Here is a 22,286-nt window from a genome sequence, read left to right on the forward strand (position 1 = left end):
GGCGCTGCCATCATAAAGGAACCAGTGTCAGCTACTTTCATGACACCATTTACTGTCTTTAAAAATTTACAATTGTGCGTCATGCGTTTTATTAAATATTTTACTTAAAAATCTAATTTCTTATTATACAAGAGATAAACAAATTCATTAATGATGAAAAATTACAAAAAGGGGCATAGAAAGCGCCTAAGGGAGAAAATTATTTTAGATAATGGACAATCATTACTTGATTATGAGGTTTTAGAGCACATTTTATATTCAGCATACAGTAGAATTGATGTAAAACCGGTGGCAAAGAGTTTGATAGAAAATTTTGGCAGTTTGAATAAAGTTTTTAATGCTGACCTGGAAGCGCTGCAAAACGTTGATGGTGTCAGCAATGCAGCGATATCTGCCATCTTTTGTGTAAAACAAGCCTTCGTTCGCTCTGCAAGAGAAGAAATAAAAGACCTGCCTATAATCGATAACTGGGAAAAATTGCTTGATTATTTAAGAATAAGTATAGGAAGCCTCAATAAGGAAAATTTTCGCGTCATCTATATGAATAAAAAGTACCGTCTAATAGCGGAAGACCTGCAAAACATTGGTACAGTAGATCAAACTCCTCTTTATGTCAGAGAGATCATCAAGCGCGCACTTTTGATTGGTTCAACATCCATTGTAATATCTCACAATCATCCAAGCGGAGATACACAACCTTCAAATAGCGATATATCTCTCACTAAACAACTAGCAGAAGCTTGCCAAAGTATAGGAATAGAATTAATAGACCACATTATTATTACATTCAGTAGCTATTTTAGTTTCAAGGAAAATAGGTTATTGTGAAAGCTTTTATAGCTACAGTAACTTAGGACAATCGTCATCCCGCTACGTGTTAGCGGCTAAGAGATACCGTGACGGGATGACGTAGGGGTTGCCGAGAACTTGTCATTCCAGTCTGGAATCCAGCCTTGCCGTAATCTCATCAAGAATATTGTGTTTTAACATAAAACGGCTACTTTTATACCTTAATAAAATTCCTGGATCCCAGACTAGGATGACAAGAAAAGGGCACTTGGATAACAAGAAATGGGATGGAAGATAGTAGTGCAAAAAGCCTCTTATAACTTACTTTTAAGTAGCCTAACCCATGCGTGCCAATCCCTCTCACCAAGATTGCTTTCAAAAGATAGGAGATCCTTTACAGCTTTTGAGCAAATTTCTTCACTTGGAATTGATAACTCCTTATTCATTGCTAACGCTAAACATTGAGTTTTGCACGCTTGTTCTAAATGATATGTGTAGAACATTGCTTCTTGTATAGTCCGACCACACGTTATGGATCCATGATTACGCATTAACATCACAAAATTCTCTTTCAGGTCAGCTATTAGTCTCTTTCCTTCTGCATCAGAGAGTGCCAGGGAGTTATAATCATGGTAAGATATTTTATTATAAAAGTGCAGTGCCCATTGACTTGTAGGAATCAGCCCATCTTTGAGAGAAGAAACTGCCACAATAGAGGGTGTATGCAGATGAAAAATTGCTTGAATGTCTTTTCTTGCTTGATAAATAAAACCGTGGATTACATAGCCAGTTTTATTATATTGATATTCTGTACCCTCAATTACATTTCCATCAAGTGATACTCTCATCAATGAATTCTCATTTACTTCACTAAAGCGTATACCAAATGGGTAAACATAAAACGACTTTTGATCTTCAGAACGTACCGAGAGATGAGTGTATGTATGGTCATCCAGCTTAAGGTAGGACAAAATTTGATAGGCGTAAACCAGATCCCTTTTTACTTTGCTTTCTGTTAACATCACTGTTAAAATCCTCTGAAGATTTATACACGAAAAAAGGCTTGTAGTAAACTAATAAGTCTATGCCACTCCGTCTTGCTTTCTGAATACCAAACACTTTTGTGTTGTAACTTGCTTAAAAATAGTTATCGTTATTATATAGAGTTTATCTTTCTAAATTACATAATATCTTAACCATAAAAATAATTTTCTATATAATGTTTCATATGTTTGAAAGCTTCATTTTTATGTTATTATAAGTGTAGATTTTAATATTAAAGATAATATGGTAAATATTAATACAGAAAAACAGCTAACAGGATTTTTCATATACCTCTCTGGTCTTTCAGGAAGTGGTAAACTTTCCACAGCAATAGAATTATCCAGTATGATAGACGCATTAATTGTAGATAGTAGCTTCTCTAACAACACTCAAATTTGCTCTATATACAATGGTGTCTTTGAACATGATAAAATTCCTAAAGAAGTTCAAGAGAGAATATATGGCATTACACAAGTTATGCTTCAGGCAATAGAAAATTATCCAATTGATTCAAAAAATTACATATTTATTGATGAGTTAACAAAAAATAATGACCAGGATATGAGGATGTATGACTTAATAGTAAGGCTTAGTAAAAAAATGGGCACAGAAATCCTTCCTGTAGTACTCAGGTGCGATTTACTGACATTACAAAAGCGTATTGCATTAAAAAAGCAAAGAAAAAATAGGAGGGTGATTAATGTAAATAGCGTTATAGAGAAATTGAGGACTAACGATTCATTTATACCACCTGGTACCATAGAGATAGAAAATTCAAATATGAGTATAAAAGAAGTAGCTCAAGAGATAGTAAACCAGATGTACAAGCTTAGCCAAATTGCGTGTATGCAAAAGAATAATCTATAGCAATTTCATATACTGAGGCTCATTTAAATATAGAGCCTCAACTTCATTTAATTTTTGCTTGTTCTTCAGTCTATAATGAACTAATAGTCCTGCATGGCTAGCATTTAAATTGTAGTCCATATATGTAATTTCTGCTTCCAGACACTGATCGTAATGCGCTGTAGATGGATCTGATAATGGCAATAAATTGAAATCAAATAACTGCGTATAAAACCCTTGAGCATTTTTGATTATAGCTCTGATATTTTTTTTGCTATTTGTACAAAGCAAAGATATTGCATAGGCTTGAACTTCCAGCGCACTAACTCCGTATAACGGCTTATTTGTAGCAAGATTTATACCTTGTGCAGCTGATATACCAACTCTAATTCCAGTGAAACTTCCTGGTCCAACTACTACCGCTAAATGGTCTATTTTATCGTAGTTATAATTGTGCTTATTAAATAAAGTATTTAAAGTTTTAAAAAATGATTCTGCATGACTATTGCTGGTGGAATTGCGCTCTACAAAACAATTACCATCATAATCAACTATTGCTATTGAACTACCAATACCTACAGTATCAATCGCTAAAATAGACATTACTTAAGCTTATCATAGAGTTTTGCAAACATCATAGTAAAGGCACCATTACCCATAACATTTGCTGAAGTGATTATTGGATCAAACACTATATACAATGCTGTAATTAATGAAAGCATTTCTGGAGAGAATTTGAGATATTTCTCAAGAATAGGTAGCATTACCATAATTCCCCCTGCCGGCACTGCAACGATAGCAAACTTAAATAACAAAAAATAGAGAAGAAAAGTTACATAGTCTGTTGTGTACAATGAATAACCAGAGGCAATTATCATTGATAATATTATAATAAAAAAGCAATCACCTACTAAATGAAAGCTAGCAGTTATTGGTACAACAGACGATGCTATATCAGGTTGCTTTACATTTTTTTTGCTTCCTTCAAGAGTAAGCGGCATAGTTACATTACTAGACATTGTGCTCATCGCAGTAATAAATGCCGGTATCATATTGCCTATACTAGCTATCCAGCTTGTGATCTTGAATGAATTTGCTGCTCCATATAAGAGGAAAACATAAAGGTAGGTTGCAGATGCTATAATAATGAAAATTATTGAGTAATCCTTAAATATTATAGATAAAACTTGATCATGCTGCATTTTTAAAGCAAGCCCAAGTACAAATATTGGAATAATCGGCGTCAAAAACGTCTTCAAAATAAAGAGAGTTAAATCTAACATTTTGTTCGAAAGCTCTTTGCTTTTCTTAGGTAGCAATGTGGACACTACTATGCTGGATACAAATCCACAAGCAAGGGCATAAAAATTAGAAAGGAGTAGCGGCAGCCTAAACGACCATAAAGGAACAATTGTTTCTTCATACGTTATGTCTTGTATTGAATGAGTGTTTTGTATGATAAAATGTCCAACAGAATAAGCTATTAAACTTGAAGCCAGATTCGATAAGAAGATCATTATAATAAGTAATAATATAAACTTTATAGCTGACTGCTTAAGATTGTTAACACTGCTAAAGATTAACGCAAAAATAACAAAAGGCATTATAAATAGCAAAACCTCTTTTATACTAAGGCTCACTGAGTACAAGAAGGTTTTTATTTCCATTGGAACTAAATGACCAAAGAATGCAGCTGAAGTGATGACCGTGAGTAAGATTAGTAGTTGTAGCACGTTCTTATATACCAATTGGGAATGTTCTATGGACATATATATGGTAAGTTAGTTGTTAAGTAAAGCAAAACTGCCTATTGCTAAGAAACATTATGAAAGACAAGCAGCTTTTCCGCGCGTACAGTTTTGATTTTAGTCCACTAGGAAAGATGTTACCCAAGTAGCATGACATTTGTATCTGGAATCTATTTTGTACGCAATTCCATGATTGAATTACATTTTCATGTGAAATGTGACGTTCACAACATTCATGCAGCTGCAATTACTTTACCTATAGAATAAAGTCCAGTGTTACTTCACGCCAAATGTGGTGGTACTGAGTAGGCAAGCCGGTTAATGGGCTACATTTATATACTGCACGCATTGCGTTATCTGCTATCGACCTGAAAAGTGGATTATTTCGATAGGAATCACTGTCTGCTACATCGGCCATAATTATCTCACCTTGACTGGATAACAATAAGTTGATTTTTATACTAAAATTTTCTTTGTAAGCTATGCTTTCAGGAATGCTCCAGCATTTTGTAAGTTTGTCTCTTATAGAGTTAATAATTTCTGTTACAACTAATTCATCCTTTTTGCTCTCAACGCTTTTTTCGTTTCCTACTTCATTTTTTGCCTCTTTAACATCCCTTCTTAGTTTCTTCTCTACACTTTTTTTTCTTTTTGGAACAGGAATGAATTCTTTACCCTCGTTAATAATGGCTTCTTCTTGCATTTCGATAATTTGCCTCGGTTGTGTTACAACAGTGTGCTCAACCAATTCTTTTTTCCTTTGTGGTATAGGAACAACTGACGTATCATTCGTTTGGGCTTTTGTTGAAGGTAACGAAAAAAGCAGAAAACAACATGAAGATAAAAAAAGAATGTAATTAGAATAGAAAAAACGCATATGTTAAGCAGCTTGTTTTACTGGTTTAAAGCTAATATTGCATGTAAAGTCAATATATTTTAGTTGATGGACAAGTTTGAAGTAAATAAGGAATCCCTTCAAAGTTGCAGGCAAGCGAAAGATTGCCTTCTCGACAGACAAAGGACACCATCTTGGATGGAAATAACGTCACGCGCTGGAATGACAAAGAAGAGTGGGCTTTCATATGGTTATACAAGAGGTCTACTGAATGTAAACCAGTTTCTCACACACACATTTTACCACATGATCGGCGCTGATATTAAAATGCTCATAGAGTGTTTTATAAGGTGCTGATTCTCCGAAGCTTTTCATGCCAATAAATATACCGTTTGAACCTATATATTTATGCCAACCCATTTCACTTCCGGCTTCAATTGCAACTTTGATGCTGTCATTATTTAATATCGCCGCTTTATATTCATCACTTTGCTCGTCAAAAAGCCTCCAGCATGGCATAGAAACAACCCTTGTACCTATGTCTTTTTCCTGCAATTTCTCCCTTGCTTCAACTGCAATTTCAACTTCAGATCCAGTAGCAAATATTGTCACTTTTAATTCTTTTGAACATTCACACAAAACATATGCACCAAACTTCGATAGATTAGCAGATTGATCGATATCAAAATGCATGTAACTTACGTTTTGCCTTGAAAGCGCAAACAGTGCAGGTGACTCTTTTTTTTCGAGTGCAATGCTAACACACTCTAGAGTTTCAACTGCACCGGCTGGCCTAAAAACATACAAATTTGGTATAGCACGAAGAGAGGCTAAATGTTCTATTGGCTGATGAGTTGGGCCATCTTCTCCCACTCCAATTGAGTCATGAGTCATGACATACATAACCTGCTGTTTCATCAAAGCTGAAAGACGTATAGCAGGACGACAGTAGTCGGAAAATACCAAAAAAGTGCCGCCATAAGGAAGAATCGCGCCGTGAAGTGCCATACCATTCATACATGCTGCCATAGCGTGCTCTCTCACTCCATAGTGGACATAAGAGCCATTATAATTATTGCTATCTATTACCTGCATGTGCTCATATTTAGTGCAATTTGACCCGGTAAGATCAGCAGAACCGCCGATTAATTCCGGCATATGTTGTGTTAAAAGTTCCATTACTCTGCCAAAAGAAGATCGAGTAGCTTCGTTTGGCATTAGCTCACATATTTGTTTCTTCAGGTCAGCTAAAACACCAGCGATATTATCTGGCAGACGTTTATCTAACCGTCTTTGAAGTTCTTTATTTTCACTAGGTTCCAGTGTCACGCACTGGAATGACACCGAATTGTTGATATTATCCGGCAAACGCTGTTTTTGAAGTTCTGCGTAATCCTCTGTTATCCCAGTTTCACTCTTTGTCATCCAAGTAGCTGACACTGGTTTTTCTTCTTTCCTGGTCACGCGCTGGAATGACATCGTGTAATTTTGTTTTGCTCTCTCAACAGTTTTCTTCCAGGCGTTTTTCACATCTTCTGGTACATGAAATGGTTCATAATTCCAGTTTAATTTCTCTCTCATCTGTTTGATATCTTCCTCCGAAAAAGCACCACTGTGAGCAGAGGATGTGCCAGCACGGCTTGAAAATTTTCCGATAATGGTTTTGCAGCAGATCATTGTAGGTTTATCAGACTTTTTTGCTTGCTCTATTGCAAGGGATATGGCATCAAAATTATGGCCATCAATTTTGTCAACATTCCATCCATACGCTAAGAAGCGTTTCTCTACATCATCAGAGCAGGAAAGGCAAGTAGCGCCATCTATAGAAATATCATTGTCATCGAAAAGGGCTATTAATTTATTCAATTTAAGATGCCCAGCAAGTGATGCTGCTTCATGGCTTATTCCTTCCATAAGACAGCCATCCCCTAGCATTACGTAAGTGTAGTGATTGATTCTGAATTGCTTTTTAAGGATTGATTCAGCAAGTGCCATACCAACAGCAGTGGCAAACCCCTGACCGAGCGGGCCTGTTGTTGCCTCTACTCCGGAAGTCAAGCCAAACTCTGGATGACCTGGGGTCTTGGATGTGAGTTGCCTGAAATTCCTTAGCTCATCTATGCTAATATAACCTGTCAAATATAATATTGAATATAGTAACATTGACCCATGACCGTTTGATAAAACAAAGCGATCCCTATTGAACCATTTAGAATCATCAGGATTATGATTCAGATATTTAGCAAACAAAACAGTTGCAACATCTGCCATGCCAAGTGGCATACCTGGGTGCCCAGAGTTTGCTTTTTGTACTGCATTAATTGATAAAAAACGGATGGCGTTTGCCATAGATTCCAAAGGTAGATGATTCATAGAAAAACTTAAAAATAAAGTATAAAAGATTATATCAGCAAAAACAAGTTGACACTGAGTGCTAAAATCCTTAATAATCTAAAGTTAAATCGTGAGAGTTTTTATATGACAACTGTTATCACTAGAAAGTATAGGATTAGCCGTAGACTTGGTGTAAATTTATGGGGTAGAGCTAAAGACCCAGTAAACAAAAGGAAATACCCTCCAGGTCAACATGGTACTCTTGGATTTAAGAAGTTATCTGACTTTGGTAAGCAGTTTGCTGCACATAAGAAATTTAAGTTTTACTACGCGATTTCAAGTAAGCAGCTCAGACGTACATTTTTAGATGCTTATAACAGAAAGGGTTATACGGCTGATAATTTTATCGGTATCTTAGAATCGAGATTAAGTTCTGTCTTATACCACTCTGGTCTTGTTCCAACAATTTACTCAGCAAAGCAGCTCATATCTCATAAGCACGTTACAGTTAATGATAAGGTGGTTAACATATCGAGTTATCGAGTGAAACCAGGTGATATAATAAAAATAAGAGAAAGGGCAGCAAAAATCCCTATAGTAGTAGAGACTGCGCAAAGACAAGAGCGCAAGGCCCCGGATTATTTAGAAGCAGATAGTAAAGAGCATTCAGTGAAATATTTGAGGTCGCCTCAATATTCTGAGGTTCCTTATTCAGCAGACATGGAAGTCAATTTAGTAATAGAGTTTTACTCTAGATAGATAAAAAAAGCCCGTGTGGCGGAATCGGTAGACGCAGCGGACTTAAAATCCGTGGGTTTTGCGACCTTGGGAGTTCAAGTCTCCCCATGGGCACCAATTTAACTTAGCAGATAAATACAAAAAAGTATGAAATGGCTTGATATAGAAGATATTGTAGAAGCTCTGGAGGAAAAATTTCCAGATGAGAATATAATTAGTATCAGATTCACTGAGCTTAAAAAAAAGGTCTTGAGTTTAGAGGAATTTGATGATGATGAAAAACGCTGTAACGAAAAAATACTCGAAGCCATTCAAGCAGCTTGGATTGAGGAAAGATTAGCAATAAACCATACGCAAACGTGATTTCTATTGCAATTATTGCTTTTCAGAAAAATATTAGTAGCATTAAACAACAGCTTGATATTAGTTTTAATTCTTTTACAGAATTTGGGAACTGATTTTTAAACCAAGTATATTGACGTTTCGCATAGTGTCTTGTGTTTGTTTGAGCAATTTGTATCGCTTCGTCTAAATTAATCTCACCTTTCAAGTATTTTATAATTTCTGGCACTCCGTGTGCTTTCATAGCTGGCAAATGTGGAGCTAGTTTCATGCTAAGTAGCTTCTTTACTTCATCAATTGCTCCATTTTCAACCATTGTAATGAAACGAGAATTTATTTTTTGATATACGTTTTCACGCTTAGGCAAAATTGTGTGTATCTTAAAATTATTGAATAAGGGGGGCTGTCTATGTTCTTGCCACACAAAAATTGACTTGCCAGTTTCGGTGATAACTTCAAGTGCCCTTGAAAGGCGATGCAAGTCATTCATGAATATTTTACCCTGAATTTTTGAGTCTTTACTTAGCACTAACTTATAGAACTCTTCTTTACTTAAATTTTTGCTTAATTCACTTACATTTTTCCTCACTTCCTGACTTATTTGTGGAATTGATGATAAGCCCTTGATTAAGCTGCTAATGTAGAGCCCACTTCCTCCAGTGATGATAGGTATTTGAGCATTTTCTAATGCGTGATTAACTTCTTTTTCTAAATCCTCTAACCATAGACCCACGGAATAATTTTCTTTTGCTGAAACATAACCATATAGTTTATAAAATTCTTCTTGCTTTGGCGGTTGAGCAGTAATTATGGGAATTTCTTTGTATACCTGCTTTGAATCACAATTTATTATGCTGATATTATTATATTCTTTTATCAAGTTATCACACAATTCTGATTTACCTGAGGCTGTAATTCCTGTAATAATTACTATATTATTTTTCATTTATATTAATTTAATTAACGTATGATAGAGTGTAGTAAAAATTTGGTTCCTACAATCTAAAATTTGGAGATTTTTATGGCAGAAAAAAACGATAATGATTCATTTGCTAAGCGTTTTGCAAACAGGATTTCTAATAATGGAAATGCTTCAGGAGAAGGTTTTTCCAGCAAGTATTCATCTCAAAACACCAAAGAACGTGCATTAGGGGAAAAAGGAAAAATTTCTGAATTAGCAGGCAAAAAAACCGAATCTAAGGAAGCTTTTTCTGAAAGCGGTGGTATCAAAAGCAAAAGCAGAACTGTTAATGAAAGATCTTTTGCTGATGCAACAAGAAGAAGTAGATCAGATCTCATATATTTAGTCCGTGGTAAAGATCGTGGAAAATCAGCGTGGCATTATGTACTGGTTGATAAAGAGAAAAGAGAAATGTTTCTAGCAAAAAGCAGAACTGGTTCTATAGATGTTGCAGACTATGGAGAGATTTTATATTCAGGATGGGGAGAGGATCCACCACAGGCAATAGTTGATAAAATCAATGAGGAGTTTGGGTTGTAGCAAATCTGCATAACAAATGGTAAGCTGCGTTGTATTATATTCACAAAAACTAGCAGTTACTATATAAGATACAATGCAACACTAGTTGTTATGAATAAGTTTTTAGCTGTATGATATCTAAAATAATAAATGCAATACAGAATAACTTGTTAGTGTGTTTTCCAACAGAAACAGTGTATGCTCTTGCTTGTAGTGCACTCAATAATGAATCTATAGGAAAAATATATCAGATAAAGAAACGCTCTCAAAATAAGCCTCTCTCCATATTTGTTAGTGATATTTACAATTTGACAAAAATAGCAAAGCTAGAGAAAAAGTATATTGGTTTAGTAAATCACTTTTCTCCTGGACCAATTACCTATATTTTACCACTTAAAAACAACAATATATTGCCAAACGAGTTCTTTAAAGACAGTATAGGCATCAGAATCCCTAAGCATCCTATTGCAATTTCAATATTAAATAAACTGAAAGTTCCAATAGTTGCAACTAGTATAAATATTTCAGGAAAAAAAAGTGTATGTAAGGCAGACGATATACCACAATCCATTAAGCAACATTTATCTGTAGTGATTGAAGATGATGAACTAGTTTCTGGTACAGAATCTACTATTATTGACTTAACCGAAGATAAGATTAAGGTTTTAAGGGAAGGTGCAATTTCATTACAAACAGTAAACAACGCATTTTCAAACTAAGATCTATAGGAGAAAGAATGAAAAAAGTAATAGGTCACAACCAAGCCAAAAAAAAATTAATGAACAACTTGTCTGTTCAGTCTTGGCTGATCTGTGGTAAAAAAGGTATAGGAAAAGCAACACTTGCAAAATCCTTCTCCAATTGGTTACTCATAAAAAGCTATAATGAAGTAGCATTGGACTTACACCTTATTGAAGGTGATACTATCGGAATAGAAAAAGTCAGAGAAATGAAAAACTTTCTACACTTAAGTCCTATTCAATCAGAACACAAAATAGCTATAATAGATAGCTTAGAGGCAATGACTAATAACGCTAAAAATGCAATATTGAAAATATTAGAAGAGCCGCCAAAAAATTCTAAGATATTTATAATTAGCCATAAGCAATATGATATACAAACTACTATCTGGTGTAGGTGCTTCCAGCTGAATTTACTTCCACTTACTTATGACGAAACAAAGCAAGTTGCTTCATCTCAATGTAAATTTGATGATCAAACGTTTGACGAAATGATTACTTTATTTCCTGGAACGCCAGGAATGATAATAAATGCAATAAGTAGTGATGCTTATGAAGCATACAAATGCTTTTATAAATTCCTTCATGATTTAAAGAATCCCAATATGATTAATAAAGTAATTAATAGCGAAATCGAACTAGAATTAGCATCATATATAATTCAGGCCTTCATTTTAGAAAGCATAAAGAGAGAGGTAAATGATGTTGAAATTCTGCTAAGTCAGTGGAAAAAAATAGATGAACTTTTTGTTATTGCTAAGCAACTCCACTTAGATAAAAAGCATGTTTTAGCTAATGTAGTGAATATCATGACATAAGTTTACAAAGTATAATACTTTTAACATAAATTCATGATAAAATCCTGTTAATTTAATTCTTGAAGTATATAATTTGACTGATAATAAATTAACTGTATGGCAATCAATAGAAGTTTTGACAAAAGCCATACTGAACATGCAGAAAGAATTAAGCTTAATTAAGAATATAGCTTCAGATCAAGACATCACCTTAGAAAAAGGAAAGGAGTTATTAAGTGGCATTTATGAAGCAAATTTTAAGCTAAACAAGGCAATCAATATAGCTACTTTGCCAAAAATTGGCTATCATATGCTAAATGGTGAGCTTGTTGTACGCAATCATATCACGGAAGAGGAAGTAAAGATTCCTAGAGATTTTCATTACCTTAAAGTTGTTAAATCCGATCACGATGATTATAAATTAACGTTTTGTAATTTTTTAGGTAATAGACTTCTTTCAAAATTCATGAAAGGAGCTCTCTATTGTGAATAGAGGCAATCAAATTAAATCTTAAGCCAAAACGTTTTCGTCGATTTCTATATCTGTCAGAAATGATTTTAAACCTTTTCAATAAGCCGATTACGTTTTCAACTACCACTCTTCGTATAGAGAGAGATCTATTTTCTGCTTTTTTCTCCTTTGATAAAGGATTCTTTTTTGATCTTCTATGTGGTAATTCAACATTTTTATGTATCTTTTGCATTCCTCTGTAACCAGAATCAGCTAGGATCTTAGTTTGCGGTAATATTGCTATCTTTGATTCTCTAAACATCCGAAAATCATGTTTTCTACCATTGGAGAAAGATGTACATACGACCTTTTTACTCTTCTTCTCTGTTACTATTTGTGTTTTTATAGTATGCCTTTTTTTCTTTCCAGAGTAAAAGCGCTTTTGCTTTTTTTTGGCCTTTCTACTGCTGTTTCAGTTCCATCTATTACCAAAACTTCGTATTCTACATTACTATTTAATAGATCTTTTTTTCCTGGTAATGCAAAATCTGGATGTTTTATTAATGTGTCTTCTACCCACCTTATTATTTTAAAACAGTTGCTTTCACTCATGCCATAACTTTGTCCTATATGAAAATATGTACGATATTCTCTCATATATTCCAGTGCCATAAGTAATCTATCTTCTATACAAAGTTTGCTTTTTCTTCCACTTCTAGCTTTTTTCCTTTTATCCTCCTCATCTAGAATTTCTACCATTCTCTTAAATGTTGATTTTTTTACCCCCGTTAAACGTCGAAACTTTTCTCCTTCTAACTTTTCTATTTCCTTATATTTCATGCTTCCAAATACTTGATCTTACTCTCTCTCCCTCAATTTTGAAAGAAGTCTAATGAGTTTTTTGAATATAAAAAGTATGATCCACAATATTCTGGTATTTCAGATGAATATAAATTTGTGGATTTTGGTAGTATAAAAAAGACTCATAATCTAGAATTTAAGGAATATGTTGGTCATGCACCTAAATTTTTTGCTGCAGAAGGTCCTATTGAGCCTGGATCCCAAAACCATGTAATTGATCTATTTAGGCTAGTCAAAAGTGGTAAAGTGGGAACCTTCGCTGATGAATTTGGTTATTTTGATGATCAAAATAAATTACACTATTATAATTACCACAAAAGTGCTGAAAGTAATATTTACAATCCTGAAAATTTCAGTGTAAAAATGATAAATATAGATGTGAGCAAAGTCGATAAATTCTACCTCATTGCAGAACAAGGTGATATAATCATTCATCCTATTTGGGAAAATTTAGACATATTTTAAAGTTTTTTAGAGTTATTGTCATTATAGTTAGGTCTGGTAGCATTGTGTTATGGAAGATAAATTGCTTGAATCAGTAAAAAACAAAAGTTATTTCAGTAAAGCAGTCGAATGGTACTGCCATAGATATCTGTTTTGTGCAGCAGAAAGATCTTGGATGGCATTAATAGTATCGCTTCTCCTAGTATGCTTATGTTTATTAATATTAAACATATACCTGTTATTTCCTGTTAAAAAAGATTTAAATTTTGTGAAGTACATGAACCACACAGAAGATGAGTTCTCTGCAATGCATAAGCTTAGTTTCAGTAAAAAGGAAGATGAATACACTTCCACAGCGAGGTACTTAATGAGTAAATACATCGAAATATATGAGTCCATTAAGATCGTTGAACCAAAGTACCAAGAAAATTTTATAAGAAACAATTCTATACATAAAATCTATCAAGGCTTTCAGGAAAAAACGAATAATGAAGCTGTTTCATCCAAAAGAAAAATTACCAACATAAACGTAATAACATTATCTATTGACCGATCGACCAAGGACCTAGTTACATTTGCTGGAAATGCTACTGTAGTTTTTGCAACCGAGCAAAATAAGGAGGTGAAAAATCAGGCTGTTGAGATTAGCTTCACTTTGTCGAATATAAAAGCAACTCTGGCTGGTATAATACCATTTAAATTTATTGTTAATGGTTATAAATACAGATAATCACATTTAAAATATTACTACACATTAAACTTAAAGTGCATTATATCACCATCTTGCATGATATAATCTCTGCCTTCAAAGCGAATTTTTCCTGCGTCTTTACAAGCCGGTTCACTTCCATACTTTATGTAGTCTGCAAAGCTTATAGTTTCTGCTTTTATAAAGCCTTTCTCAAAATCAGTGTGGATTACACCTGCTGCTTTATCGGCTGTTGACCCTATTTTTACTGGCCATGCACGTGCTTCTTTGGGGCCCACAGTAAAGAAAGTTATCATACTCAGCACTTCATACATGATACGCGCTACTCCATCAAGGCCTGATTCTTGTAAGCCAAATTCTGATAAAAAACTCTGTTTTTCCTCTTCGCTATCAAGGTTTGCAATATCTGCTTCGAGTTTTGCTGAAATGCAATAAAATTTGCTTTTATTTTCTTCTGCCATTTTTTCCACCCTTTTAGATAGTTCATTACCAGTTATGATATGCGTATCTTCAACATTACAGACGTACATAACCGGCTTTGTTGTTAGCAATTGAAGCGATTTCATCTCATCTCCATCGATATTCTCCAAATTTCTTGCAGGTTTACCTGATTTTAAAGTAGCCAGTACCTCTTGCATTAGCTCAAGTTGTTTCTTTAGCTCTTTATCACCTTGCTTTGCTTTTTTTTCCAACTGAGGAAGCCTTTTTTCTATGCTATCAATATCAGCTAGGATTAATTCCATTTCTACCACTTCAGCATCTGATATTGGATCTATTTTACTGTGTACGTGGCTAATATCGTCATCCGTAAAGCACCTGAGCAGATGAACGATGGCATCAACTTCTCTGATATGGCTTAAAAATTTATTGCCGAGCCCTTCACCCTTGCTTGCGCCCTTTACAAGACCTGCAATATCTACAACTTCTAATTGGTTGTAGATTACCTTCTCTGAGCCTGCAATTGCTGCGATTTGCTTCAAACGCTGATCTTTTATCGAAATCTTGCCTATATTTGGCTCAATTGTGCAGAAAGGATAATTTGCAGCTTCGGCTGCACTTGACTCTGTAAGCGCATTAAATAAGGTTGATTTTCCTATGTTTGGCAGTCCAACTATGCCACAGTTAAAGCTCATATTTGCTATTTAAAATTATAATATTGCACAATTTAAAAATTTCTGCTATACTTAATTGGTTACTTATTGACAGTTTTGTTGGTATAGTAATATATAGCTTAAATTAAGGTAAAAATTATGCTTCATTCTAGGAAACGGAAATTACCAACTAATAGTCAAGTAGTTAAATATAATACTACAGGTGATGGCAATTGCTTTTTCCATGCTACGTTTGGTGATAACAGTTCCGGTGTATATAGAGCTAAAAGAGCGCAAGATATGAGAATGGAATGGCACAAATTTTTAAGTCAGTTTACATCTTTAGATGATGCAAGTATGCCAGCTCCTTTAAGAGATCAGCTAGAAAAGGTTTTTAATATGTTTTTAGACAAGCCAGGAGATTTAACTGGTAAGTCTGATAAAATAAAGGAGTTGGTTGAGCAAACAAAGAGGAAAATTGAAAATGCTGAAGGTAATGTGAAGAGGTTAGTAAGTAAAGCTGTTAGCAAACTTAATATATCACATGATCAAGCTATAAGTGATTTAGGAGAGTATGCAGAGGCTCTTCATGGCCTTGGTGAAAATGAGTACAATGCACAATATAACAGTGAATTTATTACACGCTCATTTCTTAATAACTCTGAACTCTACCAAGCTTATCTTGAAGCAATAAAAAGTCAAAGTTATTTTGTTTTCATTGAGGAAGTTCAGATATTAGCTTCTTTAGCTAATATTGAAATTAATGTTCATTATAAAGGTAACAATAGCAAAGAGCAACAAAAGTTTGAACCAAATCCTGAAATGATAAATGATGATAAAATGAATAAGCTCTTGGATCGTGATGGTTATAAAATAGATGAGTTATGGGGTAATAAGGAGCGAGAAACAATATATCTTGAAAGTGGTCATTACTCTAGAGCTAAAGTTATCACTAAGGAAATTCAAGAACAAGAAGATTTCCTATTAGCAAAAAAACTTCAGGTAGACGAGATCTTAGAATATTGTAACGTTTCAAAAGACAACCCTAAGAGAGCAGAGGTTGAGAAGAGATTTGATGAGTTATTGACAGAAAATGCTGATGGAGAAATTAATGTTGTTATAGGGCAGTGCGTTAGTGATATAAAGCAGCACATAGAGCAGCAAAACCCTTCAAGTTTACTAAGTTCAAGATGTGGTATGGAATCGATGACAGAACAACAATTTCATCCACAACAAATGCTTGTACAATAAATCTTCATAGCCCCATATATTTCTACATGGGGCGTTCTGTAAAAAATTTTTCAATTTATACTGAATAAATCATAAGAGTGTGGTTATGCTTAATTAATGATTTATTGATACTTTTATCGTACAATAATATATAGCTTAATATTTTGAGGGTTAAATTTATGAACTCAAATCAACAACTAATAATAGACTTACATGAAATTGAAGTCAATACAATTAAAAAAGAAAAAAACTTTGATTTCAGAACTGCTTTAATACAACTCTTCAAGTCTTTATATGAATTGTTGAGAGGAAAGCAGAGCATTTCTAAAACAGACTTAGCTAATGCATCAGAAAAGGAAAGTAAAAGGTTAGGATTAGAAGGTAGATATAACTGGAGTGAGATTTTTGATTTAGAGAAAGGAGTTACTGAAAAGGCAGAAAAACAAAGTGATAAAGAGCAAAAATTAAATAAACCTGATAACTTCTATGTAGGAAAGGCAATCAGTAATGGAAGTTGTTTTTTCGATTCGTTTAGGCAGAGTCTAGAGCAGCAAGCAGGAGTGCAAGTTACTATAGAGCAGTTAAGGAATGACTGTAAGAGATTTGCGCAGAACAATCCTACAGAGTGGTTTATAAGTAAAATTGGTAATGACTTTGATGAGGTTAAAGGTAAGTTCGTAAATCGTGGAATTACGTGTGACCAGTATGTCAATAGCATTGAAAAGAATGAATTTTGGGGACGTTCCGATATCGAAGGTAGAATACTTTGCGGAAAGTATGGTGTAAAATTACATGTTGTAGAGAGTAATCCATTGCATGCTCATGATAACCGACAAGATCCATTTTTGCATCAATTGATAGATAGTTCAGGATCGAAAAATGTAGGTGAATATAATAAAGTTGATTATGACAATAGTAGTGTTTTGCATATAATAAATAGGGGCCATGCACATTTCGAACCACTGCTTAATAGATTAGCAAAACAAACGCAAGAGCACCAGGATTTCTTGCTTGCAAAACAACTTCAAGAGCAAGAATATGCACAGCAGCTTCAAGAAAGAGAAGATTATTCACTAGCAATGAGATTTCAAGAGCAGCAGGATTCTTTGCTTGCAAAAGAAGTTCAAGAGCAAGAAGATCTCCTTTACGCAAAGCAACTCCAAAATCGGGAGTTTTCACTTGCAAGGCAACTTCAAGAGCAAGAGTATGCACAGTCTCTTAATCCAAGATGTAGTATGGAAGAAGTAAAAATAGAAGATCAGCAGCAACAAATATCCGTAAAATAAACTTCATAGCCCTGTATATTTTTATATAGGGCTTTTTGCTTGCATTTCATATAATATGAACTGCAGCATATACTAACTAAATGCAAGTTGACCATGAAACTAGTTTAATCATCGATGCCATAGAGAAATTTGGTGGTGAGGCTAGGCTTGTCGGCGGGTGTGTGAGAGACTCAATTTTGCAGCGTGACGTTCACGACATCGATTTAGCTACTAATTTGCTTCCCCATCAAACGATTAAAGCACTAAAACTCCGTAATATAAAAACTATTCCAACTGGCTTAAAACATGGAACTATCACTGCTATCTTAAATCAGAGGTCTTTTGAAATTACAACACTAAGACATGATGTGAAATGTGATGGCAGGCATGCGAAAGTAGAATTTACCAATAATTGGCAAGCTGATGCTTCAAGGCGCGACTTTACATTTAACGCTCTATACGCAGATAAGCATGGCCATATATATGATTACTTTGGTGGTATAGAGGACTTAAAAGCGCAAAGGTTAAGCTTTATAGGCAACGCTGAAGATAGAATTAAAGAAGACTATCTACGTATTTTAAGAGCGTTTCGTTTTCATGCAAAAATATGTGTCAGAGATTTGAGTGATGAAATACTAAGCGTATGCAAAAAGCATTCGCATATGATCCAAAACCTCTCTGGAGAGAGAATAAGAGATGAAATACTTAAATTGCTGGAGTGCAATGATCCTTTTCCAACACTTAAGAGCATGCAAGAATCTGATGTGTTACAAAAAATTATTCCAAAAGAAGTAAAATGTGAAATTTTGTCATCAGTGCTTCTTATCAACACTGATGCATTAGTAAAATTAGCGTTACTTCTTAGGACTACCAAAAATGACAGGCTAAGTCTTGGAGAATATGTAAGCAAGTTTCTACGTCTTTCGAACAAGCAAAAGAAAAAGCTGCTATTTTTACTATCCAACGATATCAAAACAGAACTCTCAGAAAAAGAGCAAAAAAAATACATATCTTTATTTGGTAGAGAATTATATTGTGATTTAGTAAAAATTTGTGGTGTTGAGTCTGGAGAAAATGTTGATGAATACATTTCATTTGCTAATACATTCAATATTCCAAAATTTCCTTTATCTGGCGATGATTTAATAAGTATAGGCCACCAGCCAGGAAAAAGTTTAGGTAGAAGTTTGGAATTACTAAGACAACATTGGGAAGACAGCTCCTACACTTTAACAAAAGAGGAGCTGGTGCTTTATGCTAAGGGTCTACTTTAGGCTACTCTCTGAGCATTCAATAAACGTACGCTTACAGTATTAGTGTGACTCATCAAGGAATTAGGTGTGTATTCTTTTTTAGCTTTTTCTGTTAATTGGTATTTATTTTCTTTTCCTGGAATTCGGCTACACATTTTCTGGTCTAAAGATAAAAATTTATCTCTTATACTTGATACTAGCTGTAACTCTTGAATCTTATCTGAAAAAAGTTTCATTCTAGTTTCTGCTGACTCTTCTATAAAAATTTCTTTATTTTTTCCAGGGTCTAATTTTTTAACCTTATCTTTTAAGATCTCCCTTGCGGATTTTTTCAAATTACTTTCTAATAATTCAAGCAGCTTACTGCTTTCAAATTTACCATGATTTTGATTTAATAGAGACTTTATAGTTTCATCAAGCACGTTATGGCAAAAGTGTTTTTCTTTAAATTCAGGAAAACCTTTTTTTAACTCCTCGTTTTTCCTAGATAAAAAGTTATTGAGATTCTGATTCCCAAAAAGCTTAGAGAAAACCTTTGAAACGTTTGACTGAGTTGATTTCATAGAACCAGTAGTTGATTTTGCAGTACTCACTGTATCTGGTGCTTTAGCTTCTGTTTGTTCTTTAGTTTTTTCATCAATATCTTCTAACCTTTTATCAACATTCTTTAACTCTTTTTCCAAATTTTGTTGTTCTTGATTATTTAACAGTTGTTGTGTCAAAATTTTTAATTGTTCTTCCATGTTTTCTTTTTCTTTCTGTAGTTTCTTAATATCAGTTTTTTCTGCTTGCTGCTGCTCCTTTTGTAACTGCTCAATCAACTTCTCTTGTTCTGCAATCTTTTCTCTGGCTTCTTGTAATGCTTCATCTGATTCTTTCTTTAATTCTGCCTTTAGTCCTTCTATTAAGTCAACTTTTTTTCCCTGTAGTTGTTGCTCTTGATTATTTATTAATAGCTCTTTTTCTAACATTCCTATCACATCCAAAAAAACTTTCTTTAAGCTATCATCTATTCCAGCTAATTCCCATTCTTTACTTTCTTCTAATGTCCGTACTTGTTCTTGCAACCTAGCAACCTTATTTTCTAAGTCCTTTTTCTCGCTTACTACAGTGCTTAATTGACTGCTTAAATCTTTCAATTTACCTTCTAAATCAATTTTTCCTTCCTCCAGTTGTTGTTTGGATTCCTGAGCACTTTGTAGTTGTTTTTTCAGATTCTCCACTTCAGCTTCCATTTTCTTTTTATCTTCATCTAATCCTTCATTTAACCGCATTAAATTACTTATTTTCGTGTCTTTTTCTTCTGCATCTACTGAAAGCTTTTCTGTTTTATTGGCAAATTCTGTACTGCGCTCAATTAATTCTTTGTTCAGTTTCAATATCTCCTTAGATTTTTCCTCTAATTTTGCTAAAAATTCTTCTCCTCGTTTTTTTGCAACTTCTGCCAATTCTCTATAATTCCTTTCAAGTTCTGCAAGTTTAGATCTTAACTCTTTATTTTCCTCTTCTAAGAAGTCATCTCCTAATTGTAAGTCTGCAATCTGCTGTGCTTGATCATCACAGAGCCTAATAAACGCTTTTAGTGCCTGACTTACATCCTCTAGTTGTTCCTTTAATTCTTCATTCTTATCCTCCAATGCCTTTTCTTTTTCAGATTCTAAATCAGCTCCAATATTTTTATCCGTTGTTTCAACACACTCGGTCTGCATTGTCGTATCTTGAAATGTAGTTTCATTCTTACTTATTACTTCACTCTGGCTCCCTTTTTCTGCAACCTCAGGTTTTAAGTCAGCTCCAATATTTTTATCCGTTGTTTCAACACACTCGGTCTGCATTGTCGTATCTTGAAATGTAGCTTCATCCTTATTAGTTTGAACCTTTTCATCTTCACTCACTATTTCACTTTGGCTCTCTTTTACTGTAACTTCAGGTTTTAAATCAATTTGAGCACTTTCATCTGTTGTTTTATCAGTCCGAATTTCATCACTTCCAGTAGCTTTATTGTAATATAGAATATTTTCTGCCCATTTGTTCCATTTCTTTGGCAGTATTCGTCCAATTGTTTTTAAGTACAACCAAGAAAATACAGTAGACCAACTGTATTTTTTTTCCTTTTGTTTAATATTAGTTTCATAATTAACCGTATTGTTAGTATTTAGCATAAAATTACCTTAGTTTTTAACTTCGATTTACAGAAAATTTTAACAGTGATAAAGTTATATATATTAGTATAAATGTTAAATAAATACTAACGCAGGTGTCAAATTATGGTAAAGTCTTTACACTTTAAGCAGAAATACACATGTCTGCAAGTGCAGCATTTGCTTTTCCTATCGCTCTTACTAACATTTCCTGTTCATTGTTCTGATTTTTTACATTGATTACCTGAGCAGCCAAGTTTGCAGGAAAAGTGACTAAACTGACTTCCCACAATTCCACTTGTTTTAACACTCTAGCTCCGCTTTTATGATCAACATCATACTCTATAGGTATATAGCCGATGGAAAGTCCATTAATAGCTCCAGTTTTAAGCATTAAATATACTTCCTCTGCTTTTTGGATACCTAAAAGTAAATGTCCAATCATGTATAGGCCAACATCATTCTCATGAATATCTATGATACTACCTATAGGTTCACCAGGATTGTGCTGCCAAAGAAGTTTTATCTTGTTTTTACTTAAATTTTTCTTAAATGCTCCAGGCAATATCAGATCATTTTGTTTATCAACTATGTTAAAAACGCTAGCATAACCAGAAAATACACCGTTTTCTCCTATGCTTTTTATTGACAATGGTGAATAGAGAAATTTCTTATTCATAAAGCCTCCTGTAGTATTGGGAATTTTGTTTCGCAATGCACTGCGATATAATTCTATTATATGCAGCGCTCTAAAAGGGGGAAGCACTTTTCTTAGTTACTAAAAACGCTAACTGGAATCCAGATTGGACACTGGGTTATAAAATTCTACGTCATACCGCCGCGGCGCTAACAAGTAGCGGAATGACGATTGTCAAGGTGTCATCCCAGTGCTCCTATAATGTCATCCCAGTGCGTGACACTGGGATCTCATTTCACTCTATAATAGCAGTGCTCCTTTCTTGTTATCCCAGTAGCCTTCTTTTCCTGTCATCCCAGTGCCCAGACACTGGGATGACACCTGTAACCCTACGTCATACCGCGATTCATTCGCGGTATCTCTAGATCCCGCTAACAAGTAGCGGGATGACGATTGTCGTTTAGCTATGAATATTAAGAAATTTACCAAATGAAAAAAAAGGCAAAAGAAG

Annotated in this window: 21 protein-coding genes, 1 tRNA gene and 2 pseudogenes; 14 read left to right on the forward strand and 10 right to left on the reverse strand. The window is 34.2% G+C overall.

Annotated features, from left to right (window positions below; all coding sequences use genetic code 11):
• Positions 1 to 153: 153 nt before the first annotated feature.
• The gene (gene radC / locus NBW37_RS02800) at positions 154 to 828 is read left to right on the forward strand and encodes a RadC family protein (protein ID WP_250296983.1); all 675 of its coding nucleotides are present in this window, start codon (positions 154 to 156) and stop codon (positions 826 to 828) included.
• A 275-nt stretch (positions 829 to 1,103) separates the two neighbouring features.
• On the opposite strand, the gene NBW37_RS02805 is transcribed toward radC, so the two are convergent.
• Positions 1,104 to 1,811 carry a class II aldolase/adducin family protein gene (locus NBW37_RS02805; protein WP_250296811.1) on the reverse strand — a complete coding sequence of 236 codons (708 nt, stop codon included), beginning with the start codon at positions 1,809 to 1,811 and terminating at the stop codon, positions 1,104 to 1,106.
• 265 nt (positions 1,812 to 2,076) lie between these two features.
• Here NBW37_RS02805 and NBW37_RS02810 point away from each other — a divergent pair, with 265 nt between their 5' ends.
• Positions 2,077 to 2,700, forward strand: a complete 624-nt coding sequence (locus tag NBW37_RS02810; RefSeq protein WP_250296813.1) for an AAA family ATPase — start codon at positions 2,077 to 2,079, stop codon at positions 2,698 to 2,700.
• Here NBW37_RS02810 and tsaB read toward each other — a convergent pair.
• From tsaB to NBW37_RS02830, 4 genes are all read right to left on the reverse strand, one after another.
• Positions 2,695 to 3,282: a tRNA (adenosine(37)-N6)-threonylcarbamoyltransferase complex dimerization subunit type 1 TsaB gene (tsaB, locus tag NBW37_RS02815; protein ID WP_250296814.1), complete on the reverse strand. Its 588-nt coding sequence runs from the start codon at positions 3,280 to 3,282 to the stop codon at positions 2,695 to 2,697. The genes NBW37_RS02810 and tsaB overlap by 6 nt on opposite strands.
• On the reverse strand, positions 3,282 to 4,412 hold the full coding sequence (locus tag NBW37_RS02820; RefSeq protein WP_370273136.1) for a cation:dicarboxylate symporter family transporter: 1,131 nt from the start codon (positions 4,410 to 4,412) through the stop codon (positions 3,282 to 3,284). The genes tsaB and NBW37_RS02820 overlap by 1 nt, the downstream gene beginning before the upstream one ends.
• A gap of 271 nt (positions 4,413 to 4,683) precedes the next feature.
• Positions 4,684 to 5,304 (reverse strand): hypothetical protein, encoded by a 621-nt coding sequence (locus NBW37_RS02825; protein WP_250296816.1) that lies wholly within the window; start codon positions 5,302 to 5,304, stop codon positions 4,684 to 4,686.
• A gap of 222 nt (positions 5,305 to 5,526) precedes the next feature.
• Entirely contained in the window at positions 5,527 to 7,635 is a 2,109-nt protein-coding gene (locus NBW37_RS02830) for a transketolase family protein (RefSeq protein ID WP_250296817.1), read from the reverse strand.
• Between the two features lie 105 nt (positions 7,636 to 7,740).
• Here NBW37_RS02830 and rpsD point away from each other — a divergent pair, with 105 nt between their 5' ends.
• The 3 genes from rpsD (at position 7,741) to iscX (ending at position 8,697) form a co-directional block, all read left to right on the forward strand.
• The gene (rpsD, locus tag NBW37_RS02835) at positions 7,741 to 8,355 is read left to right on the forward strand and encodes a 30S ribosomal protein S4 (protein ID WP_250296818.1); all 615 of its coding nucleotides are present in this window, start codon (positions 7,741 to 7,743) and stop codon (positions 8,353 to 8,355) included.
• Positions 8,356 to 8,364: 9 nt separating this feature from the next.
• Positions 8,365 to 8,451 (forward strand) — tRNA-Leu (locus NBW37_RS02840).
• Between the two features lie 30 nt (positions 8,452 to 8,481).
• On the forward strand, positions 8,482 to 8,697 hold the full coding sequence (gene iscX / locus NBW37_RS02845; RefSeq protein WP_250296819.1) for a Fe-S cluster assembly protein IscX: 216 nt from the start codon (positions 8,482 to 8,484) through the stop codon (positions 8,695 to 8,697).
• 22 nt (positions 8,698 to 8,719) lie between these two features.
• On the opposite strand, the gene miaA is transcribed toward iscX, so the two are convergent.
• Complete coding sequence (gene miaA / locus NBW37_RS02850; RefSeq protein ID WP_250296820.1) at positions 8,720 to 9,622, reverse strand: tRNA (adenosine(37)-N6)-dimethylallyltransferase MiaA; 903 nt, start codon at positions 9,620 to 9,622, stop codon at positions 8,720 to 8,722.
• Between the two features lie 75 nt (positions 9,623 to 9,697).
• Here miaA and NBW37_RS02855 point away from each other — a divergent pair, with 75 nt between their 5' ends.
• The 4 genes and pseudogenes from NBW37_RS02855 to NBW37_RS02870 all read left to right on the forward strand — a co-directional run.
• Entirely contained in the window at positions 9,698 to 10,177 is a 480-nt protein-coding gene (locus NBW37_RS02855) for a hypothetical protein (protein WP_250296821.1), read from the forward strand.
• A gap of 110 nt (positions 10,178 to 10,287) precedes the next feature.
• On the forward strand, positions 10,288 to 10,875 hold the full coding sequence (locus NBW37_RS02860) for an L-threonylcarbamoyladenylate synthase (protein WP_250296822.1): 588 nt from the start codon (positions 10,288 to 10,290) through the stop codon (positions 10,873 to 10,875).
• A gap of 17 nt (positions 10,876 to 10,892) precedes the next feature.
• Positions 10,893 to 11,714 (forward strand): DNA polymerase III subunit delta', encoded by an 822-nt coding sequence (locus tag NBW37_RS02865; RefSeq protein ID WP_250296824.1) that lies wholly within the window; start codon positions 10,893 to 10,895, stop codon positions 11,712 to 11,714.
• Between the two features lie 73 nt (positions 11,715 to 11,787).
• Positions 11,788 to 12,141: pseudogene (locus tag NBW37_RS02870) on the forward strand (hypothetical protein); the annotation flags it as partial.
• 16 nt (positions 12,142 to 12,157) lie between these two features.
• On the opposite strand, the gene NBW37_RS02875 reads toward NBW37_RS02870, so the two are convergent.
• Positions 12,158 to 12,984, reverse strand: a protein-coding gene (locus NBW37_RS02875) for an IS5 family transposase (RefSeq protein ID WP_250295841.1) whose coding sequence is annotated in 2 segments (ribosomal slippage) — positions 12,158 to 12,597 and positions 12,597 to 12,984 — 828 coding nt in all. Because the reading frame shifts where the segments join, the coding sequence is not laid out codon by codon here.
• 51 nt (positions 12,985 to 13,035) lie between these two features.
• On the opposite strand from NBW37_RS02875, the pseudogene NBW37_RS02880 reads away from it, so the two are divergent.
• Positions 13,036 to 13,470, forward strand: a pseudogene (locus NBW37_RS02880) (hypothetical protein); the annotation flags it as partial.
• A 49-nt stretch (positions 13,471 to 13,519) separates the two neighbouring features.
• Complete coding sequence (locus NBW37_RS02885) at positions 13,520 to 14,179, forward strand: conjugal transfer protein TraJ (RefSeq protein ID WP_250296829.1); 660 nt, start codon at positions 13,520 to 13,522, stop codon at positions 14,177 to 14,179.
• 17 nt (positions 14,180 to 14,196) lie between these two features.
• Here the strand turns inward: NBW37_RS02885 and ychF are convergent, their stop codons facing one another.
• Positions 14,197 to 15,291 carry a redox-regulated ATPase YchF gene (ychF, locus tag NBW37_RS02890; RefSeq protein WP_250296830.1) on the reverse strand — a complete coding sequence of 365 codons (1,095 nt, stop codon included), beginning with the start codon at positions 15,289 to 15,291 and terminating at the stop codon, positions 14,197 to 14,199.
• 117 nt (positions 15,292 to 15,408) lie between these two features.
• Between ychF and NBW37_RS02895 the strand changes: the two genes are divergently transcribed.
• The 3 genes from NBW37_RS02895 (at position 15,409) to NBW37_RS02905 (ending at position 19,018) form a co-directional block, all read left to right on the forward strand.
• Positions 15,409 to 16,500, forward strand: coding sequence for a hypothetical protein (locus NBW37_RS02895; RefSeq protein WP_250296833.1), 1,092 nt, complete (start codon positions 15,409 to 15,411; stop codon positions 16,498 to 16,500).
• Between the two features lie 158 nt (positions 16,501 to 16,658).
• On the forward strand, positions 16,659 to 17,765 hold the full coding sequence (locus NBW37_RS02900) for a hypothetical protein (protein ID WP_250296834.1): 1,107 nt from the start codon (positions 16,659 to 16,661) through the stop codon (positions 17,763 to 17,765).
• Positions 17,766 to 17,845: 80 nt separating this feature from the next.
• The gene (locus NBW37_RS02905) at positions 17,846 to 19,018 is read left to right on the forward strand and encodes a CCA tRNA nucleotidyltransferase (protein WP_250296835.1); all 1,173 of its coding nucleotides are present in this window, start codon (positions 17,846 to 17,848) and stop codon (positions 19,016 to 19,018) included.
• Here NBW37_RS02905 and NBW37_RS02910 read toward each other — a convergent pair.
• Complete coding sequence (locus tag NBW37_RS02910) at positions 19,015 to 21,159, reverse strand: coiled-coil domain-containing protein (RefSeq protein ID WP_250296836.1); 2,145 nt, start codon at positions 21,157 to 21,159, stop codon at positions 19,015 to 19,017. The genes NBW37_RS02905 and NBW37_RS02910 overlap by 4 nt on opposite strands.
• A 124-nt stretch (positions 21,160 to 21,283) precedes the next feature.
• On the reverse strand, positions 21,284 to 21,817 hold the full coding sequence (locus NBW37_RS02915) for an HK97 family phage prohead protease (RefSeq protein ID WP_250296837.1): 534 nt from the start codon (positions 21,815 to 21,817) through the stop codon (positions 21,284 to 21,286).
• Positions 21,818 to 22,286: the final 469 nt, after the last annotated feature.

Origin of the sequence: Wolbachia endosymbiont of Oedothorax gibbosus (assembly GCF_936270145.1) — a bacterium.
Classification (GTDB): domain Bacteria; phylum Pseudomonadota; class Alphaproteobacteria; order Rickettsiales; family Anaplasmataceae; genus Wolbachia.

Coding starts and splice junctions, on each gene's coding strand:
- NBW37_RS02810 (WP_250296813.1), top strand. CDS start 2,077: ATGGTAAATATTAATACAGAAAAACAGCTAACAGGATTTTTCATATAC.
- NBW37_RS02860 (WP_250296822.1), top strand. CDS start 10,288: ATGATATCTAAAATAATAAATGCAATACAGAATAACTTGTTAGTGTGT.
- ychF (WP_250296830.1), bottom strand. CDS start 15,291: ATGAGCTTTAACTGTGGCATAGTTGGACTGCCAAACATAGGAAAATCA.
- tsaB (WP_250296814.1), bottom strand. CDS start 3,282: ATGTCTATTTTAGCGATTGATACTGTAGGTATTGGTAGTTCAATAGCA.
- NBW37_RS02865 (WP_250296824.1), top strand. CDS start 10,893: ATGAAAAAAGTAATAGGTCACAACCAAGCCAAAAAAAAATTAATGAAC.
- NBW37_RS02900 (WP_250296834.1), top strand. CDS start 16,659: ATGAACTCAAATCAACAACTAATAATAGACTTACATGAAATTGAAGTC.
- NBW37_RS02805 (WP_250296811.1), bottom strand. CDS start 1,811: ATGTTAACAGAAAGCAAAGTAAAAAGGGATCTGGTTTACGCCTATCAA.
- NBW37_RS02910 (WP_250296836.1), bottom strand. CDS start 21,159: ATGCTAAATACTAACAATACGGTTAATTATGAAACTAATATTAAACAA.
- radC (WP_250296983.1), top strand. CDS start 154: ATGAAAAATTACAAAAAGGGGCATAGAAAGCGCCTAAGGGAGAAAATT.
- miaA (WP_250296820.1), bottom strand. CDS start 9,622: ATGAAAAATAATATAGTAATTATTACAGGAATTACAGCCTCAGGTAAA.
- NBW37_RS02915 (WP_250296837.1), bottom strand. CDS start 21,817: ATGAATAAGAAATTTCTCTATTCACCATTGTCAATAAAAAGCATAGGA.
- NBW37_RS02895 (WP_250296833.1), top strand. CDS start 15,409: ATGCTTCATTCTAGGAAACGGAAATTACCAACTAATAGTCAAGTAGTT.
- NBW37_RS02885 (WP_250296829.1), top strand. CDS start 13,520: ATGGAAGATAAATTGCTTGAATCAGTAAAAAACAAAAGTTATTTCAGT.
- NBW37_RS02825 (WP_250296816.1), bottom strand. CDS start 5,304: ATGCGTTTTTTCTATTCTAATTACATTCTTTTTTTATCTTCATGTTGT.
- NBW37_RS02905 (WP_250296835.1), top strand. CDS start 17,846: ATGCAAGTTGACCATGAAACTAGTTTAATCATCGATGCCATAGAGAAA.
- NBW37_RS02855 (WP_250296821.1), top strand. CDS start 9,698: ATGGCAGAAAAAAACGATAATGATTCATTTGCTAAGCGTTTTGCAAAC.
- NBW37_RS02830 (WP_250296817.1), bottom strand. CDS start 7,635: ATGAATCATCTACCTTTGGAATCTATGGCAAACGCCATCCGTTTTTTA.
- iscX (WP_250296819.1), top strand. CDS start 8,482: ATGAAATGGCTTGATATAGAAGATATTGTAGAAGCTCTGGAGGAAAAA.
- rpsD (WP_250296818.1), top strand. CDS start 7,741: ATGACAACTGTTATCACTAGAAAGTATAGGATTAGCCGTAGACTTGGT.